At 58.2% G+C, this 12786-nt stretch carries 10 protein-coding genes; 4 read left to right on the top strand and 6 right to left on the bottom strand.

Annotation, left to right across the window (positions count from 1 at the left end):
• Nucleotides 1-301 precede the first annotated feature (301 nt).
• Both rapA and rluA read left to right on the top strand, forming a co-directional pair.
• Entirely contained in the window at nucleotides 302-3169 is a 2868-nt protein-coding gene (gene rapA, locus BN1118_RS05510) for an RNA polymerase-associated protein RapA (protein ID WP_043554918.1), read from the top strand.
• Nucleotides 3170-3278: 109 nt separating this feature from the next.
• Nucleotides 3279-3935, top strand: coding sequence for a bifunctional tRNA pseudouridine(32) synthase/23S rRNA pseudouridine(746) synthase RluA (rluA, locus tag BN1118_RS05515; protein ID WP_042872591.1), 657 nt, complete (start codon nucleotides 3279-3281; stop codon nucleotides 3933-3935).
• Nucleotides 3936-3992: 57 nt separating this feature from the next.
• On the opposite strand, the gene BN1118_RS21010 is transcribed toward rluA, so the two are convergent.
• From BN1118_RS21010 to BN1118_RS05535, 5 genes are all read right to left on the bottom strand, one after another.
• On the bottom strand, nucleotides 3993-4181 hold the full coding sequence (locus BN1118_RS21010; RefSeq protein WP_080741189.1) for a hypothetical protein: 189 nt from the start codon (nucleotides 4179-4181) through the stop codon (nucleotides 3993-3995).
• Nucleotides 4182-4239: 58 nt separating this feature from the next.
• Nucleotides 4240-6171, bottom strand: a complete 1932-nt coding sequence (locus tag BN1118_RS05520; protein ID WP_043554920.1) for a putative bifunctional diguanylate cyclase/phosphodiesterase — start codon at nucleotides 6169-6171, stop codon at nucleotides 4240-4242.
• 23 nt (nucleotides 6172-6194) lie between these two features.
• On the bottom strand, nucleotides 6195-6692 hold the full coding sequence (locus BN1118_RS05525) for a putative pterin-binding protein (protein WP_043142043.1): 498 nt from the start codon (nucleotides 6690-6692) through the stop codon (nucleotides 6195-6197).
• A 96-nt stretch (nucleotides 6693-6788) separates the two neighbouring features.
• Nucleotides 6789-8423 (bottom strand): chaperonin GroEL, encoded by a 1635-nt coding sequence (gene groL / locus BN1118_RS05530; protein ID WP_043554921.1) that lies wholly within the window; start codon nucleotides 8421-8423, stop codon nucleotides 6789-6791.
• A 39-nt stretch (nucleotides 8424-8462) separates the two neighbouring features.
• The gene (locus tag BN1118_RS05535; protein ID WP_005318973.1) at nucleotides 8463-8756 is read right to left on the bottom strand and encodes a co-chaperone GroES; all 294 of its coding nucleotides are present in this window, start codon (nucleotides 8754-8756) and stop codon (nucleotides 8463-8465) included.
• A 233-nt stretch (nucleotides 8757-8989) separates the two neighbouring features.
• Here BN1118_RS05535 and BN1118_RS05540 point away from each other — a divergent pair, with 233 nt between their 5' ends.
• Nucleotides 8990-10342 carry an MATE family efflux transporter gene (locus BN1118_RS05540; RefSeq protein ID WP_043554922.1) on the top strand — a complete coding sequence of 451 codons (1353 nt, stop codon included), beginning with the start codon at nucleotides 8990-8992 and terminating at the stop codon, nucleotides 10340-10342.
• Between the two features lie 24 nt (nucleotides 10343-10366).
• Here the strand turns inward: BN1118_RS05540 and BN1118_RS05545 are convergent, their stop codons facing one another.
• A complete protein-coding gene (locus BN1118_RS05545) occupies nucleotides 10367-10843 on the bottom strand; it encodes an FxsA family protein (protein ID WP_043142052.1) in 477 nt (158 codons plus the stop codon).
• Between the two features lie 451 nt (nucleotides 10844-11294).
• On the opposite strand from BN1118_RS05545, the gene aspA reads away from it, so the two are divergent.
• Nucleotides 11295-12737 carry an aspartate ammonia-lyase gene (gene aspA, locus BN1118_RS05550; RefSeq protein WP_043142053.1) on the top strand — a complete coding sequence of 481 codons (1443 nt, stop codon included), beginning with the start codon at nucleotides 11295-11297 and terminating at the stop codon, nucleotides 12735-12737.
• Nucleotides 12738-12786 lie beyond the last annotated feature (49 nt).

Here is a 12786-nt window from a genome sequence, read left to right on the forward strand (position 1 = left end):
GCCGCTTGCCCTGTCGATGGGGCGCATTATAGGGATCTGGATCACGCTGGCAAGGGATGTTTCGAATTAAATTCTAATTATTAGCTCGACCGCTCACCAATCCACCAAAAAGCCTATTTATCCCGCAATAAGACGCTCATTTGACGACATAGAGCTGTCTTCCGTGATGCCTTGCTGGTTACAGATCAAGGTTGTGGTGATTTGGTGTCACCACATCTATATGCATGGTGATCGAGGTCACGCCTTCGGGTAACATAGCGCCCCTTTGCGATTCACACACTCTTGGGCTTTGGAGAGTTTAATGCCTTTTGCACTTGGCCAGCGTTGGATTAGTGATACAGAGACGGATCTGGGGTTGGGGACTGTCGTTGCTGTTGAAGGACGCATGGTGACCCTGTTGTTTCCGGCTACCGGTGAAAACCGCATGTATGCCAAAGAAGAAGCGCCGGTCACCCGGGTCAGCTTCAATGTGGGCGATCAGATAGCCAGTCATGAAGACTGGACCATGACGGTCGAAGAAGTGCAGGAGAAAAACGGTCTGCTTATATATGTAGGTGTACGCACCGACAATGATGAGCCCGTTGCCCTCAAGGAAGTGTTTCTCAACAACTTCATCAAGTTCAACAAGCCGCAGGATCGCCTGTTCGCCGGTCAGATTGACCGTATGTCCCGTTTTACCCTGCGCTACGAAGCCCTGATCAACCAGCACCAGCGGCGTCGCAATCCGACCCGCGGTCTGGCCGGTGGCCGGGTCAGCCTGATCCCGCACCAGCTTTATATCGCCCATGAAGTGGGCCACCGCTACGCCCCGCGCGTGCTGCTGGCTGATGAAGTGGGCCTGGGCAAGACCATAGAAGCGGGCATGATCATCCATCAACAGCTGCTCTCGGGCCGTGCCCATCGGGTGCTCATCCTGCTGCCCGAGACACTCCAGCACCAGTGGCTGGTCGAGATGCTGCGCCGCTTCAACCTGCACTTCTCCCTGTTTGACGAGGAGCGCTGCATCGAGGCCTTCGCCGATGCGGAGAACCCCTTCGAAACCGAACAGCTGGTGATCTGCAGCCTCGACTTCCTGCGCAAGAAGCGTCGTCGCTTCGAACAGGTGCTGGAAGCCGAATGGGATCTGCTGGTTGTCGACGAGGCGCACCACCTGGAGTGGAGCGAGGAGGCCCCGAGTCGCGCCTACGAGATGGTGGAAGCGCTGGCCGAACAGGTGCCGGGCGTACTGCTGCTGACCGCGACCCCGGATCAGCTGGGCCACCAGAGCCACTTCGCCCGTCTGCGCCTGCTCGATCCCGAGCGTTTCTACGACTACGACGCCTTCCTCATCGAGGAGCAGGCCTATGGCCAGGTCGCCAGCGCCGCCCAGGAGCTGCTGGATGGCGAGAGCCTGAGCGACGAAGCCAAGCAGATCCTCGCCAGCCAGCTGGAAGGGCTGGATCTGAGCGATGCCGCCGCCCGCCAGCAGGCCGTCGCCACGTTGCTGGATCAGCACGGCACAGGCCGAGTGCTGTTTCGCAACAGCCGCGCCAATATTCAGGGCTTCCCGGAGCGTCACCTCAACGTCTACCCCATGCCGCTGCCGGAGCAGTACAAGACAGCCATCAAGGTGATGGGCATGATGGGCGGCAACGGCGGTGAGCTGCAGACTCGCGCCCTGCGCTACCTCTATCCAGAGAAGATCTTCCAGCAATTTGAAGGCGAGAACGCCACCTGGACCCAGTTTGATCCCCGCGTTGACTGGCTGCTGGAGCTGCTGCTCTCTGCCCGCCAACAGAAGGTACTGGTGATCTGCTCGGAAGCGGCTACCGCCATCGCGCTGGAAGAGGCGCTGCGTACCCGTGAAGGGATCCGCGGCACAGTATTCCACGAAGGAATGTCCATTCTGGAGCGGGACAAGGCCTCGGCCTATTTCGCCCAGCAAGAGAGTGGTGCTCAGGTGTTGCTCTGTTCCGAGATAGGTTCAGAGGGTCGCAACTTCCAGTTTGCCAGTCATCTGGTGCTGTTCGATCTGCCCCTCAACCCGGATCTGCTGGAACAGCGCATCGGCCGTCTGGATCGCATCGGTCAGCAAAATACCGTCGAGATCCACGTTCCCTATCTGGAAGGGACTGCCCAGCGAGCCTTGCAGCTCTGGTACCACGACGGACTGGATGCGTTCGAGCAGACCTGTCCGACCGCCCGCCCGGTATTTGAAGCCGTGCGTGACGAGCTGTTCGAACTGCTTGCCGCCAATACGGGTGATCAAGCCGCTCTGGATGCCCTTCTGGCCAGGACACGGGAGATCCACGAGCCGCTCAAATCCCGCATGGAACAGGGGCGCGATCGCCTGCTGGAGATCCACTCCAGCGGTGGCGTGGCTGCGCAGCAACTGGTCGACAAGCTGACTGCCGAAGATGACGACACCGGCATGATCTCCTTCGCCCTCAAGATGTTCGACGAGATCGGCGTCAATCAGGATGACCGTGGCGAGAATGCTCTGGTGCTGACGCCGGGGGATCACATGCTGGTCTCCAGCTTCCCGGGTCTGCCCCAGGATGGCATGACCATCACCTTCGATCGTCCGACCGCACTGTCGCGGGATGACATGGCGCTGCTCTCCTGGGATCACCCCATGATGCGCGGTGGCATCGACCTGATCCTGGGTTCCGAGATCGGCGCCACCTCTGTGGCCCTGCTCAAGAACAAGGCGCTGCCGGTCGGCTCCATCCTGCTTGAGCTCATCTTCGTGGCCGAGTCTGCGGCTCATCCCCAGCTCTACCGCTTCATGCCGCCGACGCCAATTCGCCTGCTGATGGACAAGAACGGCCAGAACCTGGGTGAGAAGGTGGCATTCGATGCCTTCAACCGCCAGCTGACACCGGTCAACCGCCACCTTGGCAGCAAGCTGGTAACCGCTTCCCAGCCGGTGATCCACGGCCTGATTGGCAAGGGCCAGCCGATTGCCGAAGAGCTGAAAGCCGGGATTGTCGACAAGGCGCGCGCCCAGATGGCGCAGACCCTGCAGCAGGACCTGGATCGTCTCGAAGCACTCAAGGCGGTCAACCCGAACGTGCGCGACAGCGAACTGGATTATCTGCGTAATCTGCAGGCAGAATTGCACCACCTGATCGATCAGACCCAACTCAAGCTGGATGCCATCCGCTTTATCGTGGTCACCCATAACTGACGCGATACTGAAGAGACATGACCGGCTCACGCGGGATCCCATGCCCTTTATGATTGTGGTTACCCATAACCGATGGGGGCTTGCCCCCACCTTCTGATGCGAGACATTTATGTTTGAATACTCACCGCCTCTGGAACCCTGGCTCGATATCCTGTTCAAGGACAAGGACATCATGGTGGTCAACAAGCCCACTGGCCTGCTGAGCGTCCCCGGGCGCGGCCCCGAGAATGAAGACAGCGTCCTGCATCGGGTGAAACAGCAACACCCCAAGGCGGCGGCAGCCCATCGCCTCGACATGTCCACCACGGGGGTCATTGTCATCCCTCTCACCCCCAATGCCCATCGGGAGCTGAGCCGGCAATTTCGCGAGCGGGAGACCGAGAAGCACTACCTCGCCTGGGTGTGGGGCGAGCCGGAAGCGGACTCGGGTCAGGTAGATCTGCCGCTCTGTGTCGACTGGCCCAACCGTCCGAAACAGAAGGTTGACTTTGAGGAGGGGCGCCACGCCCTGACCCTATGGGAAAAACTGAAGGTGGAGAACGGCAACAGCCTGATCAAGCTGACCCCCATCACGGGCCGTTCACACCAGTTGCGCGTCCATATGCTGGAGCTGGGGCACCCCATACTGGGTGACAACCTCTATGCCCATCCGGACGCGCTGGCGGCGGCCCCCCATCTCTACCTGCATGCGGCCATGCTGACCATCAGCCACCCGCGCAGCGGCGAGCGGATGACTTTTGAAGCCCCCGCACCTTTTCCGCTATAGGCCAGATCGTGGACATAAAAAAGCCCCCATCAGTTGATGGGGGCTTTTTCATTATGATCAGACGCGAATATCGATTTTACTCCCCAGTGTGGAGCTGGCCGATGTCGCTGCGGTCGGGGCTGATTGAGCAGCCGTCTGGAGCAGTTTCAAAGCGGCTTCACCATCCTGGGTTTGCTGTTTCTTGGCCAGACTGGCTGTCAGCAAAGCAGAACCAAATGACGTTGATGCAGAACTAGATATATCCATGGTGTACCTCCTGCCCTAAGACTATCGGCCATCCTGTGCCAGACATGAATCATTTTGGCTAAATTAAATACGTCTTGTTGGGTTGACGCCGCTCCAGCCACTGCTCTTCCATCTCCAACAAGGTCTGATAGACCTTCTCTGCCTGCTCGGGGCGACTGAACAGATAGCCTTGTCCGTAAAGATGAATGTCAGTGAGGGTGCGCAGCACATCGAGCTGGGCCTGGGTTTCGATTCCCTCACACACCAGACTCTTGCCCAGCATGGATCCCATGCGGCAAATGTTGGCGACCAGCTCCGAGGCTTCTACCGAGGTATCGATCCCCTGAATGAAGGAGCGATCTATCTTCACCTTGCTGACCGGCAGTTTCTGCAGATAACTGAGGGAGGAGTAGCCGGTCCCGAAGTCATCCAGTGCCAGCTGTACCCCCTGCTGATTGAGATCCTGCATCAGCTGCAAGGAGTTTTTCACCTCGCGCATGGTGGTGTCTTCCGTCACTTCCAGCACCAGGCTGGCAGCCGGGATATGGTGCTCCATCAAGGCCTTGGCCACCAGCTTCAACAAGTTGCGCTGGTACATGCCAGGCGAGATGTTCACGCACATCTGCAAGTCGACCAGCCCGAGCTGCTGCCACTGGTAGAGCTGCTCACAGGCGGTATTCAGCACCCAGCTGCCCAGTTTCTCGGCCAGCTGGAACTCTTCCGCCACCTGGATCACCTCATTGGGCGGGATGAAGCCCAATTCAGGATGGCGCCAGCGCAGCAGGGCTTCGACCGCCTCGCAGCGGCCACTTTCGAGATTGACGATGGGCTGGTAATAGAGTTCGAGTGCATTGTGCTCCAGCGCCATTATCATGTCGCTGGCCAGATGCTTGCGACGCGCAGTCTCATTGAGCAGCGAATTGTCATAGATGACATAAGGAACATGGGTCTTGCGACTGTGGAACAGCGCCTGCTCGGCCCGACTGAGCAGCTCCTGCGTCAACTTGCTGTCCATCGGGAAGAAGGCGATGCCGATCCCCACCTCCAGCCGGAACGGATAATTGTCGATGATGATGTCCTGCTTGAGTGCATGGAGCAGGCGTGCCACCAGCTCCCTCACCTGCCGCAGATCACTGCTCTCGCGCTGGATCATGGCAAACTGATCGCCCCCCAGGCGCGCTACCCACTCGTCGTTTTCACACAGGCTGCGGATCCGCTTTGCCAGCTCCTGCAGCAGGAAGTCACCTGTGTTGTAGCCGAACTTGCTGTTGATATCTCGAAAATCGTTGATATCCACCAGCACCAGCCCGAACGGTGTTTCCTTGGCCGCGTAGGACTCCATCTTCTCCAGCAACGCCAGCCGGTTGGCCAGCCCGGTCAGGGGATCGACCCGTGCCGCGCGGAAGTGCCGGCGAGCCTCGCGGATCAGCAGGCCACTGAGCAGCATCACCGACAGCACCAGGCCGGACACCATGAACAGCAGGGCATTGCGCAGCTGACCGAAACGCTTGTCATTGCCCGAATAGACATTGATGTTCTTCTGCATGACAGACGCAAGGGAGTAAGAAAGGGGTTCCTGCAAGGGGGCCAGTCGCATCATTATTTGCTGATAGTCCGGCGTACCAGACTTCAGCTGGGTGATGTTGGGCTCCATCTCGCGGATATTGCTTTCGATCAGCTGCACCAGCCGCAGTGTCTTCTGCTTGTCCTTCATGCTCTGGCGCAGCTGGCCACTGAGCAGGATCGGTGTGCGGCTCCAGAGGATGTCGTAACGCAGCATCAGGGTGTCGTGATCGATACCGCCATAATGATAGATCTCAACGGAGTTGAGGAAGCGCCCCAACTCCAGCTGCAGTTGCATCAGGGCCCAGGAGACATCATAGGTATATTTCTCCATCACCCGGGTCGCATTCTGTATCTGCGCGAGGCAATACAGGGTACTTCCCGTGAACAACAGGATGGATAGATAAAGCACCACAAGTAAAGGCCACGCCTTGGTCTTTGCTTTCACCCGCACTCCCGCAAACCATTCTATCAATGCTGGATATCAACCGAACTCAGTTGCCAGATCATCATGTCGGTAAATTCTGACCGTTTCAGCTCAGGATACTGATCCAGCGGTAGGATAAACCAAAGCGGCCCCTTATTCCGTACCCGCATGGTAACCCCGTCATCCTGCCAGGCCAGAATAGGGTCATATTGTTTGACCTTATCCCAGTTGATCCTGATCTGGAAACTGTTCAATGCGGTCAGAGTAATGGCCTTGCCATTAGCCCCGACGGCAGTCAGCACGTCCGCCAGTTTGGGCCCCACATACTTGTGCGGTTTGTCGACCCAGGGGTTGCTCGTCACTATCTCGTGCTGTGGCAGCGCCTTGAGCATGGTCAGATCGAAGGCAACGACCCCCTCGGTCGCCTCGGCGGGCATCACATTGCCGGTCACCTTCAAGATGACGGGTCCCTGCGGCGCCTCCAGGGCCATGGCTGGCATTGCCAGAGAAAACAGTAATGTAATCAAACCCAGTACACGCATATTCACCTCAGATAAAGTTGCCAACGATAGACTCAGTTTAGTCGCCATAAAAAAAAACGGCTCGCAAAAGCGAGCCGTTTGGTAACCATGGCAGAATTACATCATGCCCATGCCACCCATGCCGCCCATGTCAGGCATGGCAGGGGTATCTTTCTTCGGCAGCTCGGTGATCATGCACTCTGTGGTGATCATCAGGCCGGCGATGGAAGAGGCGAACTGCAGCGCAGAACGGGTCACCTTGGTCGGATCCAGGATACCCATGGCCAGCATGTCACCGTACTGTTCGGTGTAAGCGTTGTAACCGAAGTTGCCTTCACCATTCTTCACGGCGTTGGCAATGACGGAGGCTTCTTCGCCGGCGTTGATGACGATCTGACGCAGCGGTGCTTCCATGGCGCGCAAGGCAACCTTGATACCCACGTTCTGGTCTTCGTTGTCACCGCGCAGATTGGCCAGCTTGGCAGCGACGCGCACCAGCGCGACACCACCACCGGCAACCACGCCTTCTTCTACGGCTGCGCGAGTTGCGTGCAGGGCATCGTCAACGCGAGCTTTCTTCTCTTTCATCTCGACTTCGGTAGCGGCGCCGACCTTGATCACGGCAACGCCGCCAGCCAGCTTGGCTACGCGCTCTTGCAGCTTCTCACGGTCGTAATCGGAAGAGGTATCTTCGATCTGCTGACGGATCTGGGCCACACGGCTCTCGATCAGGGCTGCATCACCTACGCCATCGATGATGGTGGTGTTTTCTTTGGTGATGACGATGCGCTTGGCACGGCCCAGGTCTTCCAGGGTCGCTTTTTCCAGCTCCATGCCCACTTCTTCGGAGATCACGGTACCACCGGTCAGCATGGCGATATCCTGCAGCATGGCCTTGCGACGGTCACCGAAACCGGGTGCCTTGACGGCAGCCACTTTCACTATGCCACGCATGGTGTTGACCACCAGGGTCGCCAGCGCTTCGCCTTCCACGTCTTCGGCAACGATCAGCAGCGGCTTGCCTGCTTTGGCAACGCCTTCCAGCACCGGCAGCATCTCGCGGATGTTGGAGACTTTCTTGTCAACCAGCAGGATGAAGGGATCATCCAGCTCGACGGAACCGGTTTCCGGCTTGTTGACGAAGTAGGGAGAGAGATAGCCGCGATCGAACTGCATGCCTTCTACTACAGCCAGCTCGTCGTCCAGACCCTGACCATCTTCAACCGTGATGACGCCATCACGACCGACTTTGTCCATGGCTTCGGCAATCAGCTTGCCCACTTTCTCATCAGAGTTGGCGGAGATGGTACCCACCTGAGCGATGGCATTGTTGTCAGCACACGGCTGGGACAGCACTTGCAGCTCGGCAACGGCAGCGATGACGGCCTTGTCGATGCCGCGCTTCAGATCCATCGGGTTCATGCCGGCGGCAACGGCCTTCAGGCCTTCGTTGACGATGGCCTGAGCCAGTACGGTCGCCGTGGTGGTACCGTCACCGGCGGCATCGTTGGCTTTGGAAGCAACTTCCTTGACCATCTGGGCACCCATGTTCATGAACTTGTCTTCCAGCTCGATTTCGCGAGCAACAGAGACGCCATCCTTGGTGATGGTCGGGGCACCGAAGGACTTGTCCAGTACCACGTTGCGGCCTTTCGGGCCCAGGGTGACCTTGACGGCATCGGCCAGGATGTTGACGCCTTCGAGCATCTTGATGCGGGCTTCATTGCCAAACTTGACTTCTTTAGCTGCCATTTTCTTCAATCCTTAAATCAATTCGGGGAAAAGGGTGAATTACGCTTCGACAATCGCCAGGATGTCGGTCTCGGACAGGATCAGTACATCCTGACCATCCAGCTTCTCGGTCTTCACACCGTAGCCTTCGTTGAAGATCACCTTGTCACCCACCTTGACGGCGAGGGCTTTGACGTCGCCATTGTCCAGAATTCGGCCAGTCCCCACGGCAAGTACTTCACCACGGGTGGACTTCTGGGCCGCAGTACCAGTCAAGACAATGCCGCCAGCGGATTTGGCTTCAGCTTCGATGCGCTTGATGATGACGCGGTCGTGCAGTGGACGAATTTTCATCGATAACTCTCCCAAAATGAGTCTCTGTGTTGCTTTGAGGAATGGCCATTCCTGGCCAAATTAGATATGCCTCTGATGTGGGGCGTTTTTGTTAACCCTTCAAGGGCAAATACAAAAAAAATATTTTCACGTACTATGAATATCTTCGATGGATCGCCCGTGTCCCGGTCAGGAAACCGGATTTGCGCTGCTTGCAGCCAGAACGCACTTCGCCAGATGCAAGAGACGAGCCCGTGACCCGACCCAATCCCATGCTGACCGCCCCCATGACGTCCGTGTTGTTGCGCATGACGGGCCCCATGATACTCGGCATAGTCGCCATACTGGCGTTCAACCTGGTCGACACCTTCTTCATCGGCATGCTGGGCACCCAGGCGCTGGCGGCCATCAGTTTTACCTTCCCGGTCACTTTCGTGGTGACCTCGCTGGCGATGGGGCTGGGGGCCGGCCTCTCGGCCGTGATTGGTCACGCGCTCGGCCAGGGCCGGCATGACGAGGCCGCCCGCATCACCACCGACAGCCTGTTCCTGGCCGTGGTGCTGGTGACCCTGCTCTCCGTACTGGGCGCCCTGACGATAGTTCCCCTCTTCACCCTGCTCGGGGCCAGCCGTGAGCTCATCTCGCTGATCCACGACTACATGCTGATCTGGTACCTCACTGTGCCTCTGCTGGCGCTGCCCATGGTGGGCAATGCCGCCATCCGGGCCACCGGGGATACCAAGACCCCGAGCCTGGTGATGGGGGTGGCGGGACTGGTCAACGGTGTGCTGGATCCCCTGCTCATCTTCGGCATAGGCCCTTTTCCCGAGTGGGGGATCCGCGGGGCGGCCATTGCCACTTCACTCTCCTGGCTGATGGCCATGCTGGTCAGCCTCTATATATTGCGCCATCGGGAAGGCTTGCTGCGCTGGCGCCTATCCCCGCGCCCGCAGTTGCTGGCTCACTGGCGCGCCCTGCTGCACGTGGCGGTACCGGCCTCCTTTACCAACATACTCAACCCGCTGGCCAATGCCGTGTTGATGACCATCTTCGCCGGCTTGGGCACCGAGGTGGTGGCCGCCTATGGCGCCGCATCGAGAGTGGAAGCCTTGCTGCTGATCGTGATGATGGCGCTCTCTTCCGTGCTGGCCCCCTTCATTTCTCAAAACTGCGGAGCGGGCAACCCGGCCCGCGCCAAGGCGGCACTGCAGTTCTGCATGCGCTTCGCCCTGCTGTTCCAGCTCGGCGTCTACGGCCTGACCTGGCTGCTGGCACCGCTCATCGCCAACCTGTTCAGTGATCACCCGCAGGTGGTCCGTCTCATCATCCTTTATCTGCACCTGGTGCCCATAGGTTACGGCTTCCAGGGCATGGTGATGCTGCTGGCCTCGGCGCTCAACGGTGTCAGGGCCTCGAGCGTCTCGTTTCTGTTCAACGGGTTGCGACTGTTTGTCTTCTTGCTGCCAGGAGCCTGGCTGGGGGCGGAACTGGGTGGGGAACAGGGAGTCTATCTGGGGATACTGCTGGCCAATCTGGCGGCGGGCATACTGGCCTGGTGGTATGCCCGTCACCGCTTCGAACGGCTGTGCCATCAGGGCAAACCCTGACAGGCACAGTCTCAATACTGAGGTTTATTCTTTACGTTCAAACTCGCCTTCTATGGTGGTCCCGCCACGATTGGCCTCACCCGGTTGTTCCTCACCAGGACGCGCCTCGAACGTAGGCTGCTGCGCCTGAAAACCGCCCATCTGCATCCTGAACTGGCCGCTGCCCACCAGCTTGTCGGCCAACCTGTTGCGCAGCCAGGGCTGCAACAGCAGGATACCGAAGATATCGGTCACAAACCCCGGGATGATCAGCAGCAAGCCGGCCAGCGCCAGCATCATGCCCCCTATCACCTCGCGGCCCGGCATCTCGCCCTGCTGCATCTTTTGCTGCGCATTGAGCAGGGTCTTGATGCCTTCACTGCGCACTAGCGATGATCCGATCACGGCGGTCAGCACCAGCAAGCCGACGGTTGGCAAGGCGCCAATCACCGAGCCCACCTCGATCATCACGGTTAGCTCGAGCAGCACCAGACCGACCAACAACAGAAATAACTTGCCCATAACAACCTCAGTGCGGGTGAATTTGAATGAATCTCAGGTCGGTGGCAGCCACCGAAATAATCTTGCTGCCAACCCACCATGATATAGGTCCTTGATAATTAAAATGGGGGTACCCCTTCGTTTTTCAAGTCTGAAGGGTGATAGCACGCCGGATATTCAGAAAAAACGGCCCGCTGGACTGTGATTGAAGTCCTTGTTCTGTCAAAGTAAATCGTTCGATTGCAATATCTGTTTAATGACCACAAGTTATTTGAGGTTGTCTCAAATTTAGTGATCCAGGTCTAATATCAGATACCTCAATTGAGGTAATATCGACGCCAGTAATTAAGGGAGCAAAAAAGCCCCCAACTGCCCCACTCGATGTGTGGTGCTTCAGGATGAGCCGTGCGTAAGGAACTCGCGACCACTCGGTGAGGATCGTTTCCATTTATCTGATTTCTGAGGCATTACAATGAGCGACATCAAGAACGTCCGCATTGAAGAAGACCTGCTGGGCACCAAAGAAGTTTCCAACCATTTCTACTACGGTGTGCACACCCTGCGCGCTGTCGAGAACTTCAAGATCAGCTCTCAGAAGATTTCTGACGTTCCGGAATTCGTCCGCGGCATGGTACTGACCAAGAAGGCCGCCGCCATGGCGAACGGCGAACTGGGCACCATCCGTCCTGAGATTGCTGACAAGATCGTAGAAGCCTGCGACCTGATGCTGAACACCGGTAAATGCTTCGACCAGTTCCCGGTCGACGTTTATCAGGGTGGTGCCGGCACCTCCGTCAACATGAACACCAACGAAGTACTGGCCAACATCGCCCTCGAGATCATGGGTCTGGCGAAAGGCCGTTACGACGTCATCAACCCGAACGACCACGTCAACAAGTGCCAATCCACCAACGACGCCTACCCTACCGGTTTCCGCGTTGCCGTGGTGAACAGCACTGACACCACGCTGCATGCGCTGGAAGCGCTGATCGCCGCCTTCGATGCCAAGGCCGCCGAGTTCAAGAGCATCCTGAAGATGGGTCGTACCCAGCTGCAGGACGCGGTTCCCATGACTCTGGGCCAGGAATTCCACGCCTTCGCCGTCACCCTGCGTGAAGAGATCAAGTCCATCAAGCGTTGCCAGGAGCTGCTGCTGGAAGTGAACCTGGGCGCGACCGCCATCGGTACCGGCCTGAACACCCCGCCAGAGTACTCAGCCCTGGCCATCAAGCGCCTGGCCGAGATCACCGGTCGTGCCTACGTGCCGGCTGAAGATCTGATCGAAGCGACCTCCGACTGCGGCGCCTACGTGATGCTGCACGGCGCCATCAAGCGTCTGGCCATGAAAATGTCCAAGATCTGTAACGATCTGCGTCTGCTCTCCTCTGGCCCGCGCACCGCACTCAAAGAGATCAACCTGCCGGAAATGCAGGCGGGTTCCTCCATCATGCCGGCCAAGGTCAACCCGGTCATCCCGGAAGTGGTCAACCAGAGCTGCTTCAAGGTATTCGGTAACGACGTCACCATCACCTTCGCCGCCGAAGCCGGTCAGCTGCAGCTGAACGTCATGGAGCCCGTGATTGGTCAGGCCATGTTCGAATCCCTGAGCCTGATGGAAAAAGCCTGTATCTCCCTGCGCGAGAAGTGCGTCGAAGGCATCACTGCCAACCCGGAAATCTGCATGAACCACGTGCTGAACTCCATCGGCATCGTGACCTACCTGAACCCCTTCATCGGCCACCACGAAGGGGACATAGTCGGCAAGATCTGCGCCCAGACCGGCAAGAACGTCCGTGAAGTCGTGCTGGAACGCGGCCTGCTGACCGCAGAGCAGCTGGATGAAATTCTCTCCATCGAGAACCTGATGAACCCGCAATACAAAGCCAAGCGCTACACCCGCGAAGCCACCGTATAAGCGAGCAAATGGGCCGGGTTTATCCCGGCCCATAAAGTCAGTTCCCGAT

The sequence above is a fragment of the Aeromonas bestiarum genome (assembly GCF_000819745.1).
Lineage (GTDB): Bacteria > Pseudomonadota > Gammaproteobacteria > Enterobacterales > Aeromonadaceae > Aeromonas > Aeromonas bestiarum.